Annotated in this window: 19 protein-coding genes and 4 pseudogenes; 8 read left to right on the plus strand and 15 right to left on the minus strand. The window is 62.4% G+C overall.

The genetic code is table 11. The features are described from left to right. Positions 1 to 175: pseudogene (locus AC6CIG_RS21270) on the plus strand (ISNCY family transposase); the annotation flags it as partial. Between the two features lie 19 nt (positions 176 to 194). Further along, positions 195 to 772 (plus strand): annotated as a pseudogene (locus AC6CIG_RS21275) (ISNCY family transposase); the annotation flags it as partial. 335 nt (positions 773 to 1,107) lie between these two features. Here the strand turns inward: AC6CIG_RS21275 and AC6CIG_RS21280 are convergent. The 9 genes and pseudogenes from AC6CIG_RS21280 to aztA all read right to left on the minus strand — a co-directional run bounded on the left by AC6CIG_RS21280 (position 1,108) and on the right by aztA (position 9,073). After that, on the minus strand, positions 1,108 to 2,523 hold the full coding sequence (locus AC6CIG_RS21280) for an ABC transporter ATP-binding protein (RefSeq protein ID WP_437411599.1): 1,416 nt from the start codon (positions 2,521 to 2,523) through the stop codon (positions 1,108 to 1,110). Continuing rightward, positions 2,520 to 3,341: an ABC transporter permease gene (locus tag AC6CIG_RS21285; RefSeq protein ID WP_498323714.1), complete on the minus strand. Its 822-nt coding sequence runs from the start codon at positions 3,339 to 3,341 to the stop codon at positions 2,520 to 2,522. The genes AC6CIG_RS21280 and AC6CIG_RS21285 overlap by 4 nt, the downstream gene beginning before the upstream one ends. Next, positions 3,338 to 4,276 carry an ABC transporter permease gene (locus AC6CIG_RS21290; RefSeq protein ID WP_437408708.1) on the minus strand — a complete coding sequence of 313 codons (939 nt, stop codon included), beginning with the start codon at positions 4,274 to 4,276 and terminating at the stop codon, positions 3,338 to 3,340. Before AC6CIG_RS21290 ends, AC6CIG_RS21285 begins: the two co-directional genes overlap by 4 nt. Positions 4,277 to 4,287: 11 nt before the next feature. Beyond that, entirely contained in the window at positions 4,288 to 5,808 is a 1,521-nt protein-coding gene (locus AC6CIG_RS21295; protein ID WP_018099186.1) for an ABC transporter substrate-binding protein, read from the minus strand. A 37-nt stretch (positions 5,809 to 5,845) separates the two neighbouring features. Continuing rightward, positions 5,846 to 6,130: a hypothetical protein gene (locus tag AC6CIG_RS21300; protein ID WP_102764496.1), complete on the minus strand. Its 285-nt coding sequence runs from the start codon at positions 6,128 to 6,130 to the stop codon at positions 5,846 to 5,848. A 50-nt stretch (positions 6,131 to 6,180) separates the two neighbouring features. After that, positions 6,181 to 6,279: pseudogene (locus tag AC6CIG_RS21305) on the minus strand (GTP-binding protein); the annotation flags it as partial. A gap of 131 nt (positions 6,280 to 6,410) precedes the next feature. Further along, the gene (aztC, locus tag AC6CIG_RS21310; RefSeq protein ID WP_498323716.1) at positions 6,411 to 7,406 is read right to left on the minus strand and encodes a zinc ABC transporter substrate-binding protein AztC; all 996 of its coding nucleotides are present in this window, start codon (positions 7,404 to 7,406) and stop codon (positions 6,411 to 6,413) included. A gap of 19 nt (positions 7,407 to 7,425) precedes the next feature. After that, positions 7,426 to 8,292, minus strand: coding sequence for a zinc ABC transporter permease AztB (aztB, locus tag AC6CIG_RS21315; RefSeq protein ID WP_498323718.1), 867 nt, complete (start codon positions 8,290 to 8,292; stop codon positions 7,426 to 7,428). Then, complete coding sequence (gene aztA / locus AC6CIG_RS21320) at positions 8,285 to 9,073, minus strand: zinc ABC transporter ATP-binding protein AztA (RefSeq protein ID WP_018099182.1); 789 nt, start codon at positions 9,071 to 9,073, stop codon at positions 8,285 to 8,287. The genes aztB and aztA overlap by 8 nt, the downstream gene beginning before the upstream one ends. 260 nt (positions 9,074 to 9,333) lie before the next feature. Between aztA and AC6CIG_RS21325 the strand changes: the two genes are divergently transcribed. After that, entirely contained in the window at positions 9,334 to 9,561 is a 228-nt protein-coding gene (locus AC6CIG_RS21325) for a CopG family transcriptional regulator (RefSeq protein ID WP_080636789.1), read from the plus strand. Next, complete coding sequence (locus AC6CIG_RS21330) at positions 9,558 to 10,004, plus strand: TA system VapC family ribonuclease toxin (protein ID WP_018099180.1); 447 nt, start codon at positions 9,558 to 9,560, stop codon at positions 10,002 to 10,004. Before AC6CIG_RS21325 ends, AC6CIG_RS21330 begins: the two co-directional genes overlap by 4 nt. A 20-nt stretch (positions 10,005 to 10,024) precedes the next feature. On the opposite strand, the gene AC6CIG_RS21335 is transcribed toward AC6CIG_RS21330, so the two are convergent. Next, entirely contained in the window at positions 10,025 to 10,906 is an 882-nt protein-coding gene (locus AC6CIG_RS21335; RefSeq protein WP_498323720.1) for a LysR family transcriptional regulator, read from the minus strand. 94 nt (positions 10,907 to 11,000) lie between these two features. Between AC6CIG_RS21335 and AC6CIG_RS21340 the strand changes: the two genes are divergently transcribed. The 4 genes from AC6CIG_RS21340 to AC6CIG_RS21355 all read left to right on the plus strand — a co-directional run bounded on the left by AC6CIG_RS21340 (position 11,001) and on the right by AC6CIG_RS21355 (position 14,367). After that, positions 11,001 to 11,330: a nuclear transport factor 2 family protein gene (locus tag AC6CIG_RS21340; RefSeq protein WP_498323722.1), complete on the plus strand. Its 330-nt coding sequence runs from the start codon at positions 11,001 to 11,003 to the stop codon at positions 11,328 to 11,330. Then, positions 11,327 to 12,115: an SDR family oxidoreductase gene (locus tag AC6CIG_RS21345; protein WP_018099177.1), complete on the plus strand. Its 789-nt coding sequence runs from the start codon at positions 11,327 to 11,329 to the stop codon at positions 12,113 to 12,115. Before AC6CIG_RS21340 ends, AC6CIG_RS21345 begins: the two co-directional genes overlap by 4 nt. A gap of 309 nt (positions 12,116 to 12,424) precedes the next feature. Next, entirely contained in the window at positions 12,425 to 12,553 is a 129-nt protein-coding gene (locus tag AC6CIG_RS21350) for a hypothetical protein (RefSeq protein ID WP_498323724.1), read from the plus strand. Positions 12,554 to 12,585: 32 nt separating this feature from the next. Beyond that, the gene (locus AC6CIG_RS21355; RefSeq protein WP_102763414.1) at positions 12,586 to 14,367 is read left to right on the plus strand and encodes a monovalent cation:proton antiporter-2 (CPA2) family protein; all 1,782 of its coding nucleotides are present in this window, start codon (positions 12,586 to 12,588) and stop codon (positions 14,365 to 14,367) included. A gap of 81 nt (positions 14,368 to 14,448) precedes the next feature. Here AC6CIG_RS21355 and AC6CIG_RS21360 read toward each other — a convergent pair whose 3' ends face one another. From AC6CIG_RS21360 to AC6CIG_RS21380, 5 genes and pseudogenes are all read right to left on the minus strand, one after another. Next, positions 14,449 to 16,674 (minus strand): xanthine dehydrogenase family protein molybdopterin-binding subunit, encoded by a 2,226-nt coding sequence (locus AC6CIG_RS21360; RefSeq protein WP_102763397.1) that lies wholly within the window; start codon positions 16,672 to 16,674, stop codon positions 14,449 to 14,451. Then, a pseudogene (locus AC6CIG_RS21365) lies at positions 16,671 to 17,647 on the minus strand (FAD binding domain-containing protein). Before AC6CIG_RS21365 ends, AC6CIG_RS21360 begins: the two are co-directional and overlap by 4 nt. Then, positions 17,644 to 18,267 (minus strand): (2Fe-2S)-binding protein, encoded by a 624-nt coding sequence (locus AC6CIG_RS21370; RefSeq protein ID WP_018099172.1) that lies wholly within the window; start codon positions 18,265 to 18,267, stop codon positions 17,644 to 17,646. The pseudogene AC6CIG_RS21365 and the gene AC6CIG_RS21370 overlap by 4 nt, the downstream one beginning before the upstream one ends. 194 nt (positions 18,268 to 18,461) lie before the next feature. Then, a complete protein-coding gene (locus AC6CIG_RS21375) occupies positions 18,462 to 19,352 on the minus strand; it encodes a helix-turn-helix domain-containing protein (protein WP_018099171.1) in 891 nt (296 codons plus the stop codon). A gap of 216 nt (positions 19,353 to 19,568) precedes the next feature. Then, the gene (locus AC6CIG_RS21380) at positions 19,569 to 20,828 is read right to left on the minus strand and encodes a sensor histidine kinase (protein WP_498323725.1); all 1,260 of its coding nucleotides are present in this window, start codon (positions 20,826 to 20,828) and stop codon (positions 19,569 to 19,571) included. Between the last annotated feature and the right edge of the window lie 2 nt (positions 20,829 to 20,830).

Raw genomic sequence — 20,830 nt, forward strand, 5'->3', positions numbered from 1 at the left:
TTATGCGGGCTTTGGTCCGAGCTTGGCAGCCGAGAAGCTTGCTGAGCGCGATGGTTTGCGGGTGTCGCGCGAGACGCTGCGCAGCTGGATGGCGGATGCCGGACTTTGGCTGTCGCGCAAGCAGCGGCGGACGTTTCATCAGCCACGATTGCGACGCGAGGCCTATGGCGAACTGGCCATGCCTATGCGCCGGATTCATGGCCGACTTCAATCGTCGCTTCGGCAAGGCGCCGCGCAATCCGAAGGACATGCGCCGGCCGTTTGCCGCGCATGAGAACCTCGATGGCGCCATGTGCCGCGAGGAGATCCGCAAGCTGTCGCTGTCGCTGTCGCTGCGCTATGACAAGGTGATGTTCATCCTCGATCCGACCGACCTCGCCACGGCGCTCGCCGGCAAGAAGGTCATTGTCTGCGACTATCCCGATGGTCGCCTCGAGGTCACCCATGAGCGGACGTCCCTGCCCTACAGAACCTTCGACACGCTGCGCTCGGTGCACCGCTCCGAGGTGGTTGAGAACAAGCGCCTTGATGACGTGCTGGCGCTTGTGGCCGAGATGCAGGCCGGGCGAGAGCAACAGCACAGCAAGGGCGGGCCGCGCCGCACCGGCCAGACGGACCATATGTTCGGCATTCCCGATGGCAGCCAGAGCAATGGCTATCAAAAGCGCGGCACGAAGCCTGGCCGGAAGCCGGATTTTACCAAGGATCCGCTGGTCATCGCCGGCGGCAGCAGTCGCTGGCAAGACTGAAGGCGGTCGAGCGTCCGACGTAGCGGATATAATCCCGACATGCTAAAGCGCCTGCATGGGGAACGCTGGCGCTTAATGATAGCCTGTTTGAGTACCAGTGGGCCTCAGACGTCGAGTTCGATGGTATTCGGTTGGAAGTGCTCGCCGAGGATGGCGAAACGCTTTTCGACATCAGCGTGCCCGAGCATGGTCCCACTATGGTCAACACCTTCGCGCGAGAAGTCGAAGCAGACCTAATCGTAGCAGCTCTAGCAATTGCTCAGCAGCGCAAATAGGGGAACCGTCGCGGCAGTTAGATGGAGAAGCCGGGGAATGGTCAAGGTTCAGCCTGGGGGCACCGCGGACAACTTCAAGCGGTTTACCGATGAGCGCCTCCCAACTCTATGAGCCGCGTCGAGACCTTTTCTGCCAGATCGCGGTCATGCGTGACCAGAAGAACCGCCAGACCGGTCTCCCTGACGATCTCATGGAGCAACGTGATAACGTCCTGCTGGCTCACCGGGTCAAGTCGAGACGTCGCCTCGTCGGCAAAGAGGAAGGCTGGATCGAGCAGAAGCGCACGCGCCAGGGCAAACCGCTGCAACTCGCCACCGGAAACCTGCCCCGGCAGTCGATCGAGCAAGGCGCTCTGCAAACGCAGTCGGTCGCACAGGACTTCGATCTCCGTCCAGTCTTTACCATGGAGACGAGCGAGATCTTTCAAACCCTTGCGGACCGTCTGATGCGGCGCGAAGGCAGCCGGTGGATCCTGGTAGAGCTTCTGGAACCTAAGTGGCGACAGCTCGGCATCTCTCACGACCGCACCTGCATCGGGCCTGGTCAGGCCGAGCAGAATATTGCCGATCGTCGTCTTGCCGCAGCCGCTCGGACCGACGACAGACACGATCTCGCCTGCGGCAATCTCGATATCAAAGCCGGAAAACAGCACCCTGTCGCCATAACGCTTCTCCAGCCCCTGCGCTGTAACAACGGTCTTGCCGGGCGTTGCCCTTGTCTTGCGCGCCCATTGCGAAGGTTCAGCGGCAAGAAGTGCCTTGGTGTAGGCATGCTGCGGTTCCGCAAACAGCGTTTCGGCAGGCCCGTACTCAACCAGTCGGCCCCCAAGCATGACGCCGACAGTGCCGCCGAGCGCCCTGGCAACCGCAACATCATGCGTGATGGTCAGAAGCAATCGGCCCGTCTCCACCTCATGTTTGAGCCGTGCCGCCACCGAGTCCCGCAGCTCCGCATCGAGACCTTTTGTCGGCTCGTCGGCGATCAACAATTCGGTGTCGCCGGCATGGGCCATCGCGATTGCCGCGCGCTGGCCCATGCCGCCCGAAATCTGAAACGGAAAGAGAGCCTCGGCCGATGAAAGGGAGACCTCAGCTAGATTTTGTCTGGTCGCTGCCCCGCTATCGGTGGCCGTCATGCCTTTGACGTAGCGGTGAATCTCGCCGACCTGCGGGCCGACGCGCATCGTCGGGTCCAGCGCCAGCCATGGCTCCTGCGGCAGGAGGCCGATGCTTCGGCCCCAGCGGCGGCGCCGTTCCGCAGCCGGTTCAGCAAGGAGATCCCGACCCTTGAAGAGCACGCGCCCCGAGGCACGCACACCCGCCGGCAGATTGCCCATGATCGCCTGGGCGACCAGGGACTTGCCCGAACCGCTTTCTCCAAGCAGGGTCAGTGGCCGGCCCTTGCCGAGCGAAAGCGAGACGTCTGAAACGATCGGTCCGTCAACTGTGTCGATCGACAGGTCGTGAACCGCAAGATCATTCATCATCTGGACGTTCATGCGCGCTCTCCCTGAGCGAAAAGTTGAAGGCCGAGAACGAGCAGGAAGATCAGGGCAGCGGGAAGCAGCACATGCACCGGCGCCTCGGCAAAGTAGGGCAGAAGTTCAACGATCATGCCGCCGAGCTCGGCTGTGGGTGGTTGCAGTCCGACGCTGATCGCGCTCAATGTCGAGACCGCGATGATGGCCGTTGCCATGGCGAAAGCGGCAAGCGTCGAGATCATCGGTGCGATGACCGGCAGCACGTAATGCACAAGGATGTAGCGCGAACCGAAACCAAGCATACGCGCCGCCTCGACATGCGGCTGGGACAAGATGGTTTTCGTGGTCGCCTTCGTCACCCGGTAGAACTCGACCCAGAGCGTCAGGGCCAGGCCGAGAAAGAGCGGGCCGTAGTCGCCCGGCGAGAAGGCGAGCAACAGCAGGACCAGCATCAGGCCGGGCAATGCCAGAACGATGGTTGCCACGAATTCGAGCCCGCGTTCCGTCCAACCGCCTCTCCAGGCGGCGACGAGACCGAACAGGACACCGGGTATCGCGGCAGCCAGCATGGTGAGGAAGGCCATTCCGAACGACAGCCGTGCGCCATGGGCAAGCCGCGCCAGCAGACTGCGGCCGTAGTGATCGGCGCCCAGCAGGTAATCGCCACCGATCGGGGCAAGACTGGCGCCAAAATCCTGGGCCGCCGGATCGACCGGAATGACCGCCGGCCCGATGATGGCGAAACCGCCGAGCAGGATCAGCAGGCCTGCGCCGGCCAGACGCGTGGCTCCGGGTCCGCTTTTTGGCGGCTGATATGTCTGGTCAATGGTCGTCATGCGACTTTCCTCATCCGCGGGTCGAGCCAAAGCGTCAGAAGGTCCACGATGGCGGCTATGGCGACGAACATAAGGCCCATGGTCAGCGCCGTGCCCTGCACCATCGGCACGTCGCGCTCGACGATCGCGTGCACCAGCGCGTGACCGATGCCGGGATAGGCAAAAAGGGATTCGACGACCACGACCCCCTCGATCAGATAGATCGCCTGAAGGCCGAGATAGGACACGACGGGAATGGCGGCGTTCCGCAGCCCATGGCGGCGCACGACCACCGCCTCGGCGAGCCCCTTGTAGCGGGCGAAGGCGAAATAGGGCGCCCGCGCCACCGTCGCCACGGCATTGCGTGTGACACGGCTCGACATCGCCGCCAGGCCGAGCGCCAGGGTCAGCGCCGGGAGCAGAATTTCCCGCGGCGAACCGAAGCCCGCCGGCGGCAGCCAGCCGAGCTGACGCGAAAAGATCAGCATCAGGATGAGGCCCAGAACGAAGGGCGGAATGGCCCGGAAGGTCACCGCGCCCATGAGGCCGACGCGGTCCGCGGTTCCACCCGGCTTGAGGCCGCCGAAGAGGCCGACGATCGGGCCGATCAGCAGCGACAGCGCAAGCGCCGCCGCCGCCAGCCAGACCGAGGCGCCAAGCTGGACCTGAAGCTCATGGGCCACCGCACGGCCGGTAACCAGCGAATGACCGAGATCGAAGCGCGCGAGACTGCCGAGCCATTCGATGAACTGCACGGCAATCGGACGGTCGAGCCCGAGTTCCAGACGTACCTTTTCCGCCGCATCGGCAATGCGCGCGTCCGGCCCATAGCGGCCGGCGGCGATGCGCATCGCTGCATCGCCCGGCAGCACGCGCATCAGGACGAAGCACAGGGCTCCGACCACGATCGCGACGATGCCTGCCTGCAGCAGGCGCGCCAGAAGAAAATTCCTGATCGCCATGTCCGTCATTCCGCCCAGCGGATGGAGGAGAGGCCGTAGTTCACCTCGAGCGGATCGACCTCCACCCCGGCGATGCGTTTGCTGGACACGATGGCCAGTTCCGACCACGTGACCGGAATGCTCGGCAGTTCCTCCTGCAGGATTTCGACGGCCCGTTTCTGGAGTGGCGCGCGAACGGCGGGATCGCTTGTCGCCGCCAGTTGATCGACGATGGCCTGCATCTCCTTGTTGTCCCAGCCCATCGAGCCCCAATCGCTTCCACCCGGACCGTAGTCCTGGAGCAGCGTGCCGACGGGGTCGGGCACGATCGAATAGAGCCTCGAGATCAGCCCCATCTCCAGCGTGCCGTCCTGGTGGCGCGCAGGGATCTCCGAGCTGTTGCCGACGGAAACCCTGACGTCGATGCCGACCTGCCGAAGCTGGGCCTGAAGGGCGGTCGCGAGCGGCGGCAGTTCCGGCCAGCTTGCATAGGTCAGCATCGTCACGCTGAAGCGCTCGCCGTCCTTCTCCAGAATACCGTCGCTTCCCGGTACCCACCCGGCTGCCTTGAGCAATTCCTTCGCCTTGTCGAGGTCCTTCTCCAGCGGCTGGACGTCAGGCGAGTTCCAGCCCTTCATTGCGGGCGGGAAGAGCTGCGTCGCGGCGAGATCCGTGTTGCGCAAGATCACCCTGGTGGTCCCGATGCGGTCAATCGCGGCGCTGATCGCCTGCCGCTCCTCAACCTGATCGAAGAAGGGCGAGGCCGCATTGACCTTCAACAGCCGGGTGCGCGGGATGGTCGCGATCTGCACATCCAGCTTCGGATTGGCCTTCAGCCGGTCCACGGAGACAGGAAGCATGGAGAAGACAAGATCGGCCTCGCCGCTCTCGGCCATCAGGGCTCGCGTTTCCCCCTGCCCTACGGCCAAATAGGTCACATCGGCAATGCCTGGCTCGCCGCCCCACCACGCGCCGGAGCCTTCCAGCTCCAGGCGCGCCGGCGGCGTGAGGGCCTTCACCTTGTAGGGACCGGTACCGACGATCTGCGTGGCCTTGCCGGCCACATCGAAGGACGACGGCGCGAGCACGATGGTACTGAAATGCACGAGATAGGCGGGCAATGCCGAAAACGGCTTGGCCAGTCGTATCACGACATCGCTGCCTTCGACCTCGATACCGCCAATAGGTGCCTGCGACAGGACGCCCACACCCGCCAGCGCCCGCTGAAGGCTGGCGACCGTCGCCTCGGCCGTAACCGGTGTCCCGTCATGGAAGACGGCGTTGCCGCGCAGCTTGAAGGTCCAGACGAGCCCATCCTCCGAGACCGTCCAGCTCTCGGCAAGACCCGGAACAAGCGCGCCCTCCTTGTCCGTGGTCACGAGCGTCTCCGCGACCTGGAGACGACTGAAGACATAGCCCGTCTGTGCCGGTTCGATGCCGGTAATTTCCCATGGGCCAGCGACCTTCAGGGGTTCGGCCCGAGCAAAACCTGCCGGCAACGATGAGCCCAGCAAGAGTGTGAGGAAAAGCGCTTTCGCAACGCGCATGGATTTCTCTCCGTTTTCAGTTTGATGATCTGCAAAATCAGGGGGGATCAAAGGCAGCGGAAAACGCATGGGCCACGTCGTCTTCCGTCACGTCCTCCATTGCCTTGTGAACCGCGGCCTGGACCGTTTCGCTGCCCCGCATCACCAGGATCACGATCTCCTTCGGGGGGCAGCCCGGCACGTGACAGGCGAGTTCGCTGACCGACACGACGGCATCGTCCGATAGTGCGAGCAGTTCGCGCACCCAGGATTTGATCGCGCGGGCGCTGTTGATGACAACGGGACCATTGCGTGCCAGCGGGTTGACGAAGGGCGGGCTCATGCAGCACCGCGCCTGGCTCTCGCCGTGTGAGGCGCCAGTCCTCGAACAGATCCCGGATCGGCCAGGATGTCGTTCAGCAGCGTTGTCTTGCCCGAACCAAGAAAGCCGGTCAGAAGCGTGACCGGCACGGAATCGTAGAGCCGTCTCACATCCTCCTCCGTGGAGCCGGGTGGGTTGCGCCACCGCTTGAACAGGCCGCCAATCATGCTGCAGGGAATCCATGTGGGTTGATTTTTTCAGGTCGGAGGCTTGCCCCGCGTGAGCGGGGTAAGCCGTGCGATCAGCTGCCGAGGATCGCGGCCTTCATCGTGTTCACGTTGTAGCGGAACATATCGATATAGGTAGCTGCGGGGCCGTCGCTCTTGGACAGGGCGTCCGAGTACAGCGTGCCGCCGATCTTGATGCCGGTTTCCGTCGAGATCTGCTCGATGAGACGCGGATTGGTGATGTTCTCGAGGAAGATCGCCGAAGCCTTGTCGTGCTTCACCTGATCGATCAACTTTGCCACGTCCGCTGCGGAAGCCTCCGCTTCGGTCGAGATGCCCTCAGGGGCAATGAAGTGGAGGCCGTATTCATGTTCGAAATAGCCAAAAGCGTCATGGGACGTGATCACCGTGCGCTTGTCCGCGGGAACGGCTTCGATGGCGGCCTTCACCTCGGCCTCAAGCTCGCCGAGCTTTGCAACGTAAGCCTCCGAGTTGGCCCTGTATGTCGCGCAACCGGCCTTGTCGGCCTCGCAGAAGGCATCGGCGATATTCTTCACATAGATTTCGGCATTGTGGATCGACTGCCAGGCATGCGGATCGAACTCGCCGTGATGATGACCCTCATGGCCATGGTCATGGCCGGCTTCGGCCTTTTCCCCGCCGGCGCGATCATGCTCTGACTCCGCGTGGGCCTCGTCCTCGTGATGGTGTTCCTCTTCCGCAGTTTTCAAGGGCTCGATGCCCTTGCTTACCTCGACCACCGAAGCTTTTGTGCCGCTGGCTTCGATCAAACGTGACATGAAGCCTTCGAATTGAAGACCATTGACGAGAACGACATCCGCTCCTTCCAGAGCAGCGGCATCCGCAGGCCGGGGTTCATAGACGTGAGCGTCGCCATCGGGCCCCACCAGCGTCGAAATCTCCACCAGATCGCCGCCGACGTTCCTGGCAAAGTCGGCGATGATCGAAAAGCTGGCGACCACTTTCAGATCGGCAGCGGATGCGCTGGAGGCAAAGCCGCCAAGCGTGATCAGACTGGCATAGGTGGCAAGGCGTAGAGTGTTCAACATGGAGATCTCCTACAGTTGATCAGGCGGTTTTGTGGCGGCGGGACGTGAGGGCACTCGGAAGCATTCCCCGCGTCCCCACCAGGGCGGACACGGCGTAGATGATGCCCGCCGTCAGAATGATGGCGGGACCGGAAGGCAAGGACCCGTGGTAGGACAGCAGCAATCCACTGACCGAAGAGATCGCTGCGATGACGGTCGCAATGGCGCACATCGCACGCACCTCGTTGGTCCAGAAGCGGGCGGCAGCGGCCGGCAGCATCATCAGGCCCACCGACAAAAGCGTGCCGAGCGCCTGGAACCCACCGATTAGGTTGAGGACGACCAGCGTCAGGAAGATGAGGTGAACCGGCGTTCCGATGCGACTGACGGACCGCAGAAAAAGCGGGTCGAGACATTCAGCGACGAGCGCCCGCCAAAAAGTGGCGAGCGCCGCAAATGTGATGACCGCGACGCCGACAATCAGCGTAAGCGCCGCGTTATTGAGAGCCAGCACCGAGCCGAACAGGACGTGCATGAGATCGACGCTCGATCCCTTCCACGACACCAGCAGCACCCCGACCGCAAGCGAGATCAGGTAGAAGGCGGCGAGCGAAGCGTCCTCCTTCTGAACGGTGAAGCGCGAGACAATGCCTGAGCCGAGCGCCACCAGCAGTCCGACGACCAGACCACCGATCGTCATCGGGACGATCCGGAGCCCGAAGAGCACAAAGCCGACGGCGGCCCCGGGGAGAATGGCATGCGCCATCGCATCCCCGGTCAGGCTCATGCGCCGCAACATCAAAAAGACGCCGACAGGCGCACAGCTAACGGACAACACGAGCGATCCGAAGAGAGCGCGCTGCATGAAGCCATAGCGCAGGAATGGGCCTATGAGATCCTCATACATGACCGGCAACCTTATGATCGTGTGGGAGATGAGTGCGGCGTCCCTGCCGTGCATCATCTTCACACCAGCCAGCCTGCTCGTCCCAGGCCTCCTGAAAGCTGCGCGCTCTGCCCAAGTTCTCTGATGTCATGACGTCGGAGGTGGCACCCCATGCCACCGGCCTGCGGGCGATCAGCAACGTCTCGGGAAAATGCTCGCGCACCAGCGCGTGGTCGTGCAGCACACACAGAACCGTTCGTCCTTCGGACACCCAGGATTTGATAACGAGAATGAGGTCCGCAATGGTGCGGGCATCGACCGCATTGAACGGCTCATCCAGCAGGATCAGGTCCGCATCCTGAAGCATGGTGCGCGCAAAAAGCGCGCGCTGCATCTGCCCGCCGGACAGGCTGTCGAGGGGGCGCTTCTCAAAACCGGTCAATCCAACCGCGTCAAGGCAAGTGGAAAGCCTGATCTTGTCGGCGGCCGTGAGGCGCCCAAGCAAGCCGCGCTTCTGCCAGTGACCGAGGGACACGAGATCGATCACACGCGCCGGAAACGTCCGGTCGAGTTCTGATTGCTGCGCCAGATAAGCAAGGCGCCGAAACCCTGGAGCGCAGGCACCGCTGATCGGCTTCAAAATCCCGGCTATGCCTTTCAGCAGGGTGGATTTGCCTGACCCGTTGGCGCCAACGATTGCGGTGAGCGAACCCTGCTTCACACCACCGCTCAGGTGATGCACGGCCGCGTGGCCACGGTAGCCAAGCGTCAGGTTCCTGAATTCCAGACAAGTGTTGTTCATCGCGTCCTCGGGGATTGACAGCGACTGCATAGGTAATGTTATTACGTTCGTCAATCTGAAATGTAACGTAATAACATATTCGCCGACCGCCGGGAGCGCTGCCTCACGCGGAGACCCGTGTTTCGCGCAGAGAGGTGAGACTGTGATTTTTTCCGCCGTGAGCGGATCGGACCGATGACTGCGTCCCTTCGCATCCACCTTGAGAAGGCCGACCTCGTCCTTTATATGATGCGTGATGACTGATGCGCAACGAGGCCGGTATGAGAACGACCCTGGCAATCGACGACGATGTACTGATCGCCGCAAAGGCGATGGCAGCCCAGCAGCACCGGAGCGTCGGCGAAGTCATTTCCGAACTGGCTAGACGTTCTTTGCGCAGACCGCGCAGCAGCGGCGAGCGCAATGGAATTCCTCTCCTATCACCTCAGCCGGATGCTCCGCCAGTGACGCTCGAGATCGTCAACGCCTTGCGTGACGAACTGCCGTGACTTTCCTGCTCGACGTCAATGTGCTGATTGCCTTAATCGATCCGGGCCATGTAGCCCATGACGATGCGCACGAATGGTTCGCAGCGACGGGTCAGACCGCGTGGGCTACCTGCCCCATTACCGAAAACGGCGTCATCCGGATTGTCGGCAATCCCAAATATCCGAATTCTCCCGGTTCACCGTCACTCGTGATGGAGATCGTCGGCAAAATGCGGTCGCTCCCCGGTCACAGTTTTTGGCCGGACGATGTGAGCCTTGTCGGCTCAGGTGATATCGCTCCCACGAAAATCCTAACTTCGGGGCAGGTAACTGACACCTATCTCCTTGCGCTCGCCAAGGCGCGTGGGGGGCAACTGGCGACATTCGATCGCAAGCTCTCTGCAGCGGCGGTCACGAGGGGTAATTCTGCCTTGCACGTGATCACTGCAACTCGGGTTCGTTAATCACTATCTTGCCGCGCAAGCTAACGAGCGAGTTCCAGAAAAGCTCTAACACCTGCCGAAAGATTCCGCCTTCCGGGGTAGTACAAGCAGAGACCCGGGTACGGCGGTGTCCAGTCTTCCAGCACTCGCATGACCCGCCCCGTCTTGATCTCCGGAAGAATGTCCTGTTCGAACAGGTAGCCGATGCCCGTACCCGCGAGCACAGCAGCCCGCGTGAGGCTGGCTTCATCGAGCGAGATCTGTCCCTCGACGTCGATCTGAACCTGCTCGCCGTCCTTCTCGAACCGCCAACGGTACGTCGAGCCGTCAGGTAGCCGGACGCGGATGCACTTGTGGGTAAGGAGATCCGGCGGCACCACAGGGACACAGTGCCTCTCGAAATATGCAGGAGACCCTACGACAGCGTGCCGTTGAGGCCGACCGAGGGAAACGGCGATCATGTCGCTGGGAACAAGTCCTGCGACTCTGATCCCCAGGTCGAACCCGTCCCGGACGATGTCGATCATCCTACCCTCCGTGACGATGTCAACGTTCATGTCGGGATATCGGCGCAGGAACTCGAGCACGAGCGGCGAGATGATCGCGCGCGCGGCGAACGGTGCCGCGTTGATCCTGATCGTTCCGGAAGGTGTTTCGCGCTGCTCGCGCACGGTTTCCAGTGCGGCGTGGAGATCCTGCAACGACGGAGCGACATGTTGAATGAACAGGCGCCCCGCATCCGTCAACGAAACGCTCCGCGTGGTGCGGTTGAACAACCTGACTCCCAGTGCCGACTCCAGCCTGCCGATCGTATGGCTCAGCGCGGTGGTCGAGATACCGAGATCGATCGAAGCGGCGCGGAACGTCCCGCGCCGGGCGATGGCGACCGCAGCTTCCAGTTCCTTCAGGCTGGCCTGCTCCATTGTCCCGATCCCGTCATCAGTGCATGCAAGTTAATCCCACTTATGTGACCAATATCTGAGTGCTAGATTTTCTGCAAGCAAAGGAGAGACACTCATGATGATCCCGCCATTACCCAGACCCATCGCGGACTATGTCAAAGCCAACGCACTTCTCGACGTTGACGGCATGCTGATGCCATTCAGCGCGGATACGGTCGTGCTGGACAACGGACGTCGTTACGAAGGCCATGCCGAACTGCGGAACCTGCTCGTCGAGGCTGCAGGTGTGAAGGCGATCTTCACTCCGGACAGTGTGCGTCATGAAAACCTTCAGGTCGTGGTTGAAGGACCCGTCCACGGCGACTTCGAAGGCAGCCCTATCCGTTTCACCTATCGGTTTTCCCTCGAGAACGACGCGATAAAGGCTTTGGAGATCACGGCATGAACAGCAAAGTGGATCCAACCGAGTTTGCGGGGAAGCGTGTGCTGGTCAGCGGAGGCACCAAGGGCGCGGGCCGCGCCACTGTTGACCGCTTCCTGGCAGGAGGCGCCCGCGTGATTACCTCAGCCCGTGGAACACCAGAGTCCGTCGACAGCGTCGAGTTCGTCCGGGCAGACCTGAAGACGTCCGAGGGGGCAGCAACCTTGGCCAAGGCCGCCCTTGAGCGCTTTGGCGGCATCGACGTCCTGGCTCATGTTCTTGGTGGATCGTCGACACCAGGCGGAGGCTTCACTGCCCTTACAGACGACCACTGGCTGTCCGAACTGAACCTCAACCTCTTGGCGGCCGTCCGCCTTGATCGTTTTCTGATCCCGCAGATGATCGAACGCGGCAGCGGCGCGGTGGTTCACGTTACCTCCATCCAGTCGGTGCTTCCCCTGCCCGATGCCACCACCGCCTACGCTTCCGCCAAGGCGGCGCTCAGGACCTACAGCAAGTCCATCTCCAAGGAGCTTGGTCCCAAGGGGGTTCGGGTCAATGTCGTCTCCCCCGGCTGGATCATGACGGAGTCCTCCGTCGACCTGCTGAAACGTCTACAGGCGGCCAATGGTGGTACGATCGAAGAAGCACGGCAGCTAGTCCTCGACAGCCTTGGCGGGATCCCGATCGGTCGTCCGGCCGACCCCCACGAAGTCGCCGATCTCATCGCCTATCTGGCCTCGGACCGTGCGGCCGCGATCCACGGCGCCGAGTTCGTCATCGACGGAGGCACCGTTCCGACCGTCTGAGGTGATCGTGCCGACGTCCGAATTCAAGGCGGACGTCGGCTGTGAACGGTGACAGAGCTTGCAGATGTAAGGCCCCACGCGCACCATCGAACCCCGGTAAGCGCTTGTCGCGCATTCGATTGTAATTACAAAGATCTGCGGGATCCAGGATTGTGATCCAGGCAGTCAATTTTGATCGACTGTCGGATACAGAATTTCTCAAAGAAAACAGTATTTGCGAGTCCAGGACTATCTGGCGAAGCTCATGTCCTGTCTCTGCAAAGTAAGAATGTCACGGTCCCGGCGTTTTGACGGCGTGGGAGATTGCGCATGGGATTGATTGCGATGAGCGAGCGTGACCTGCAAGTTGAGGATTTGTCGAAAGTGTTCGCGCTTGATTCAAACCTGGTTGAGTGGAAGGATGTCCCGGCCTCAACGGTCGCTGGTGCCGCTCTATGAGGCGCCCGTCATCTGGAAATTCGGAGCGAAATATGGCTGCTGAGTCCCACGGCATAGACCTGCTGCCGGTTATCGCCCTGCTTGGAGCGGCCGTCGTCGCGGCTCCGCTGTTCAAGCGTATCGGGCTCGGCTCTGTTCTCGGTTATCTCGCCGCCGGGATTGCCATCGGCCCCTTCGGCCTTCGGCTGCTCCAGGAGCCGTCATCCATTCTTCACGTCGCCGAATTGGGCGTGGTGATGTTCCTCTTCATCATCGGACTGGAGATGCGGCCCTCTCGCCTCTGGGGGCTTCGCCGCGAGATTTTCGGGCTCGGCATCGTACAGGTCGCCCTTTGCGCGATACTTCTGACGGGCGTCGGCGTTCTGACCGGCTTTCCGGTGGCCCCCTCCTTCGTCGCCGGCGCCGGCTTCGTGCTCACCTCGACTGCGATCGTCATGCAGTTGCTGGAGGAACGCCGAGAGATGGCGGCCCCGAAGGGACAACGCATCGTGTCGATTCTCCTCGTGGAGGATATGGCCATCGTGCCCTTGCTTGCGCTGGTCGCGTTCCTCGCGCCGATCGTGCCCGGAAGCGTTGCCGCGTCCGGGGGGATCGATTGGCTTTCCATCGCGATCGGACTTGCATCGATTGCAGGCCTGGTCCTCGCCGGGCGTTATCTGCTCAATCCGCTTTTCGGCCTCATTGCAAGCGTCGAGGCCAGGGAGGTGATGACGGCGGCAGCGCTGATGGTTGTGCTCGGGTCGGCCTATGTCATGCAGCTCGGCGGTCTCTCCATGGCGATGGGCGCGTTCCTCGCCGGTGTCCTGCTGTCGGAGTCGACGTTCAGGCATCAGCTCGAGGCTGATGTGGAACCGTTCCGGGGCATTCTGCTCGGCCTCTTCTTTCTTGCGGTCGGGATGTCGCTCGATCTTAGCGTCATCGCTCGCAGCTGGGCGATGATCCTCTTCTACGTGGCCGCCTACATGGTCGTAAAGGCCATCGTCATCTACCTTGTGGCACGGCTCTTCAGGGCGTCCAACTGGGAGGCGATCGAGCGTGCGGTTTTCATGGCGCAGGGCGGCGAGTTCGCCTTCGTGCTCTATGCCGCGGCCCTCGGCACCGGCATCATCAGCGGCGAAGAGAACGCCATACTGACGGCGATCATCATCGTATCGATGATGGTGACGCCGTTGCTGATCGCGGCGCTGCGTCTCGTGGAGAGGAACATTCCGCTGTCGACGGATGGCGTCGAGCGGCCCGAGGACCTCAGCGGCAATGTCCTGATCATCGGTTTCGGCCGTGTCGGCCAGATCGTGAGCCAGGTCCTTCTGACACGAGGTCACGTCATCTCCATCATCGATACCGACGTGGAGATGATCAACACAGCCCGCGAATTCGATTTCAAAGTCTATTACGGTGATGGCAAGCGCCTCGACATCCTCCATGCGGCGGGCGCCGAGCGCGCCAATGCGATCGTGGTCTGCGTGGACAAGGCGGACGACGCCACGAAAATCGTCGAGCTCATCAAGGCCGAGTTCCCTCTCGTCCCGGTTCTCGCGCGTGCCTCGGACCGGCGGCACGCGCTGGATCTTATCGGCGCGGGCGCCGATTTCCACATTCGTGAGACATTCGAATCCTCGCTGGTTCTCGGGCAGAAAACACTGGAGGCCTTGGGAGCGGATCTTCCCGAGGTCGCCGAAATCATCGAGAAGGTTCGGCAGCGGGACGAGAAGCGGCTCGAGCTCGAATTGGTCGGCGGTCTCTATGCCGGGCGGCCGCTCTTCAGCGGCAAATTGGAGCCGGTGGAAGTGGTGCCGCCTGGTGGTTCGGCGTGAAGGAAGCAAGAGACAGCGCCGAAGCGGCGACCCTCATTCCTGTGACGCGCACAGGAATGAGGAGAGGAAAGCGGCTACATTCTACAGCAGGCTCTCGATCATGATCGGCAGTTCATGCACGCGCCTTCCGGTTGCGTGATGAATGGCGTTCGAAACCGCCGCCGACATTCCCACAAGCGCGATTTCACCGAGCCCCTTTACCCCCAGCGGGTTGACGATCGTGTCTTCCTCATCGACGAAGTGGGCTTCGATGTGCGGCGTATCGAGGTTCACCGGCACGAGATAATCGGCCATGTGCGCATTGATCGGACGCCCGTTGCGCCTGTCGAGCACCGTTCGTTCCATGATGGCCATGCCGATGCCGCCGATCATGCCTCCGATACACTGGCTCGTCGCAAGCTTCGGGTTGACGACCCGGCCCACTCCGTAGGCGCCAAGGGCTCGCCTGACCTTGATCGTCTTCACGTCGGGATCGATGGCAACTTCGGCGAAGACCGCGCCGAATGAATGCATGGAATATTTCTGTCCGGTTTCGCCGTCACGGGCGGCAGTCCCCTCCCCGACGAGCGGGCTCTCCCCGCCATAGGACACGAGCTCGGCATAGGTGACGCCTCGATCGGACCGGCCTTTCACGAACAGCATGCCATCGCGCCATTCCAGCGCTTCCGGCGATTGCCCGGCAAGCCCCGCATTGCCTCCGCCTTTTGCGGCAAGCACGGCCGCCTTCGCCTGAAGATCGAGGCATGCGGCTCTGATTGCGGAGCCGACAGACGCCATGGTCATCGACCCACCATGGGGCGGCGTCGCCGGAAAATCAGAGCGGCCAAGAGAAAACCTGATTCGCTCGATGGGAATTCCCAGATATTCCGCGGCGACCTGCGTCATCGAGGTGTAGGTGCCCGGCCCCATGTCGCTTGCCGCCGCCTCCACCTCCACCGTCCCGTCGGGGAGAAGTCTTACTCGGGCGTTTGCCGGGGCAAACAGGCATGGATAAGAGGCGTTGGCCATTCCATAACCGATCAGAAGACGCCCGTCCCGCATCGAGCCCGGCTTGGGCGTCCGGCGACTCCAGCCAAAGCGCTCGGCTCCGAGATCGTAGCATTTCAGCATCGATCGGCTGGAGAACGGAACCTGCCGCCCTTCGTCGATCTGCGGCTCGTTGATCCGTCGCAAGTCGATCGGATCCATCTGAAGCTTGTAGGCCAGTTCGTCGATCGCACATTCGAGCGCGTGGATACCGCTCGCCTCGCCTGGGCCCCGCATATAGGTCGGTGTGCTGGCGTCCAGGGGAATGAGACGATAGCTCGTGCGCACGTTCGGGCAGGAATACATGAAGCTCGTCACGGACGTGAGCGCCTCCATGAACTCCTCGTAACGACTCGTCTCCCCTGCCCCTTCGTGGACGATACCGATGAGCTTGCCGTCGGCCTGCGCCCCCAGGGCGATGCGCTGTAGCGTGTAAGGCCGATGCCCCGTTGCGAAGAACATCTGTTTGCGGGTGAGCACGAGCTTTACCGGACGGTTGACGTGCCGCGCGGCCAGAGCCGCCAGGGTGACGTGCGGCCAGGTTCTCAGGCTGGTGCCGAACGCGCCGCCGATGAACGGACAGTTCACCTGCACGTTTTCCGGCGGAAGCCCGAAAATGGCGGCGATCTCCGCCTGCTCGTTGACGACGAACTGGCTTTTGCTCCACAGCGTCAGGTTGTCGCCGTTCCAGGCGGCGATCGTCGCGTGCGGCTCCATCGGGTTGTGGTTCTCACGCGCGATGACATATTCCGCCTCGACCTTCACGGCCGCGGTTTCGAGCGCCTTGTCGGCATCTCCGCGGGCGAGATCGGCTTCGGCCCGGGCACCCGGCCGGCGCGCGACGGCCGGGATGACCCGCTCGCCGGCATGTGCATCGACCTGCGGCTGGCGGGCGGAGTAGGTGACCTTGAGGGCGTTGGCCGCATGCTCCGCCTGATCGAGCGTTTCGGCGACGACGATGGCGACCGGCTCTCCGAAGAAGCGTACCTCGGAGCCCTGCAACACGTGAAGCCGTTCTCCCGCCGGCGGGTCGATAGGCCCTCGGTGTTCGTTGTAGGCAAGCCGCTGCGCGTTGATGTGGCTTATGACAGCCACGACGCCCGGCATTTTCTCGACTGCTGCGCTGTCAATCGATTCTATTCGGCCGAGCCCGACAGTACTGCCCACGATGACCGCGTGGGCTTGGCCTTCCTGGTTGAACTCGGCCGCGTATGTGGCCTGGCCAGTGACCTTCAGGCGGCCGTCGATGCGCGACAAGGATTTACCGATAGCCGTCGTCATGCCACATCTCCTGCCATTTCGAGTGCTCGTACGATCGTTGCGGGAAGGAGTTTCACCTTGAACCCGTTGTGGGAGAGAGGACGCGTCTCCTCGGTCGAAACCGCCGCCGCGATCTCGTAGCTGGCGCGAGCGGCGGGTTTTCCCACCAGCGCCTGCTCGACAGCGTTCATGCGCCACGGGCGGGTGCCCACGCCCCCTGCAGCGATGCGGACCTCTTGGATTGTTCCGTTCTCCACATGAAGAGCCGCCGCCGTCGATACGAGGGCAAACTCGTAGGAGGATCGGTCCCTGACCTTCAGGTAGCGCGCCTTTCTCGCATAGGGGCCGTTTGGGATCTGGACCTCCACGATGAGTTCGCCTGGTTCCAGCGTGTGCTCGAGATGAGGCGTCGACTCCGGAAGCCGGAGAGCTCCTCTACCGGAATGGTTCGCTCGCCGGCCGGCCCCTTCAAGGAGAGCGTCGCGCCCAGCGCGACGAGAGAAACGGCCAGATCGGATGGGTGTGTGGCGACGCAGTGCTCGCTGGTGCCGAGAATTGCATGGCCGGCGTTCAGGCCGTCGATTGCCGAGCATCCCGAGCCCGGTACGCGCTTGTTGCAAGGCGCGTCCAGCATTCGGAAATAGGGACAGCGGACCCGCTGCAGCAGATTGCCGCCGATCGACGCCACGTTGCGGAGCTGCGGCGATGCACCCTCGGTCAACGTTTCCGAAATGAGCGGCTGCAATCTGCGCACGTCCTGATTGGCGGCGACCTCGGACATTCGCGCCAGCGCGCCGATGACGATCGCCTCATCCGTAGCCCGGATGTAATTCAGCGGCAGCCTGTTGATGTCCACGATCTTTTCCGGCGTCTCCACCTCCTCGCGCATCAGGTCGACGAGGGTCGTCCCGCCGGCAAGATATCTGGCTCCGGCAGCGGCTGCGGCGATCGCTTCGGACTCGCTGGCCGCCCGTTGAAATTCAAAGGGTCTCATGTACGATCCTCCTTGGCAGCCTGGGCGACGGCCGCCACGATCCCGGGATAGGCGCCGCAGCGACAGATGTTGCCGCTCATCCAGTAGCTGATCTCCTCGGCCGAGGACGCATGACCCTCGCTGATGCAGCCGAGCCCCGACATGATTTGTCCCGATGTGCAATAGCCGCATTGAAAGGCGTCATGCTCGATGAAGGCCTCCTGCAGCGGATGCAGCGCCTCTCCTTCCGCGACGCCCTCGATGGTCGTGATCTTCGCGCCGTCATGCATGACGGCGAGCGCCAGGCAGGCATTGACGCGCCGGCCGTCTATCAGCACCGTGCAGGCCCCGCACGCACCCTGGTTGCACCCTTTTTTGGTCCCGGTCAGAGAGAGCCTCTCCCTCAGCATATCCAGAACCGACAAGCGGGGATCGACGACCAGCTGATGGACGCGACCGTTCACGGTCACTTCCAACGGCAGCGTGTGGGTGGGAAGCGCGGGCGTTGCCGTTGAATCCGCTGCTGCCCCGGCTGGGAGCGGCAGCGCCGCAAAGGCCACGGCCCCGGCGGTTGCCTGAAGCGCTTCTCGGCGTGACATGGTAAGACCTGGCGGATGCGATTCTGCTGTTTCGTCAGTCATGAAAGGTCCCCTTCAGCTCAGTAGTGGCGATAGAGGATAGGACGTCCGCCGCGGCTTCACTGTTCCGGTCTTTCGGAATTGTTCCGATGTTGCTGTGACGATCAAGGACTGCGGCGTGAGTCAGCCATCAGCCGTCAAGCTGCCGTAATACAGGCATCGCTGAAGCATTTCGCCGATGAGCCCGGCGCAAGATGTCAGAGCCGACGGCGAAACTCGGTCGGTGTGATCCCTACCGCTTTTCGAAAGCTAGCGGCAAAAGCGGATTGTGTTTCATAGCCCACGGCCAGAGCGATATCGTTGACACGCAGCTTCATATCTCTCAGCAGCGTCTTGGCGTAGGCGATGCGCTGGCGGGTCAACCATCCGTATGGCGTCTGTCCGGTGGCCATACGGAAGGCCGTACAGAAGTGGAATCGGCTCAAGTTTACCAGGTCCGCCAGTTCCTGAATGCGGATATCCTCCGCCATATTCTCGCGCATATAGCCGGTGACGCGCTTGACCTGCCAACCCGAAAGACCACGCTGCGGTCCAGGCGAGATAGGCATTGAAGTTGCGGAATGAGCCCTGAGGAGCTGAAGACAGACGAGGTCGAGGAGCTGATCGATGTACAAGTGGGAGATCGCGTCTCCCGAATTTATCTCGTCGTTGATCAAAGCCATGATGGTGAACAGTTTGGGATCGTTGAAGTTGACGCGGTCAAGCAGCTCGGGCTCCCGGCCATTTCCCACCTGATCCGCGCTGGCCAGAAGGCGCTTGTGACCCAGGAAAATGTTCGAGACCTCGACAGGGCCGTCGGCACGCCAAAATCCACCGTGGCCTCTTGGTGCCAACGTGATCGTCCCCACCGCCGCGGGAGCGGAAATCGTCTGACCGCCGATCTTCACCGAGGCCATGCCCTGCCCGGAGTATTTCGCAGAGAGCACATGATCCTTCAGCGGCGGCAGATCATACTCGAACGGTTTGTTCCACCACCGGCCGACCAGTCGCGTATCATCCGAAAACACCTCCGGAACAAGGGGTGGCGACAAGCCCCGCTGCAAACGACGAATGTGGGCCGCCGTGTCCGCAAGCGCTTTCCCGCCCATGGCTGTCCCCTCTTCTTTAATCTACAGCTGACCCAAGCTTCGGGAACGCTAGCATTGCTCGAATATTTGCAAAATATACAGTTTGGTGAAGTGACGGCTTGTATTGGCGGTAGCGCGTACTTGCACGAGGCGGTCAACGGCTCAGCGTGACGCCACTTTGCCGCATTCCAACTGCCGCGTCGAGGTACGCGGATCTTTCGAAAAGAGTCCGGCGCCTTACCGATCCCTCGCAGGCCTGCTTTGCACCGGCAGCGTCACGACGAAGCAGGCGCCGCCGTCCGGCGGAGCTTCGTAGCGGACGGCGCCGCCGTGACGTTCGGCGATCTGGCGCACCAGCGCCAGTCCCAAACCCCAGCCGCCCGCAGCCTCGCTCCGTCCCGAAGGGCGGTAGAATGGCTCGAAAACGCGGTGCCTCTCGCTATCCGCTATGCCGGGCCCGTGATCGCGGACCCTGAGGATCGCAGCACCGTCCGCCGGCGCGACAGCGGCTGTGACAGGTGGACCGCCGTGGTGCAGCGCGTTCTGCAGAAGGTTGCGCACGAGCCTGCGAAGCAGGCGAGCATCGCCTGCGACGATCGCAGGCATTCCGGAAACCTCGACGTCGTTGCGCGCGCCCTCTTCCGAGACGAGAGCCAGAAGGTCGACGGACTCCAGCGCATCGAGCTTCTCGACGTGGTCCAGTCTGCTGGCCAGCAGGATCTCCTCGATCAGCGTGTCCAGCTCGGAAAGATTACGGATGATTTCCTGCTTACGATCCTCATTCGGCGCCTGCTCGTAGAGGTCGATCGCCATGCGCAGGCGCGCAAGCGGCGAGCGCAATTCATGGCTCGCATTTGCGAGCAACGCCCGGTGCGACTTGATCAGCCGCTCGACATGGTCGGCGGCTCTGTTGAAGCTCTTGGCCACCGCCGCCACCTCGTCGCTGCCGTCTTCCGGCACGCGAGCCACTAGATCGCCCTTGCCCCAGGCATCCACGCCCACGCGCAGCCGCTCCAGCCGGCGAGTCAGGTGACGCACCATCGGATAGGCGGCCAGCCCGATGACACCGGCGATCAAAACGAGGTAGGCGAGCGGATTGCGGCTGGAGGGACGCAAGGGCCGTTCCAGGCGCGCAGCCACGGTACGGCCGTCGGGCAGTTCGGTGACCATGGTGTGAAAATTGCCCGGGCCGCGCCAAGTCTGGTCGAGAACGTCGCGCGGTAGCGGGCTGCCGGCACTTGCGATCAGCCCGCCGCGCGGGTCGAATACGGCAATGTCGGCATTGAAGGCGCGTGAAAACCGCTCAATGGTCGCCTCGACGGTCCGGTTGTCCATGTCCGGCGGAATGAGCGCGGCGACGAACCGGGCGCGCTGGCTTTGCCAACCGGATTCCTCCTCGCCCTGCCCGAGCCATACGAATGCGGCGCTGGCGACGGCAACCGCAGCAAGGCTCGCGAGCAGTGTCAGGTAGATTTTCAGGAACAGCCGGCTGCGCATCG

It is taken from the genome of Sinorhizobium sp. GQ132 (assembly GCF_059758575.1).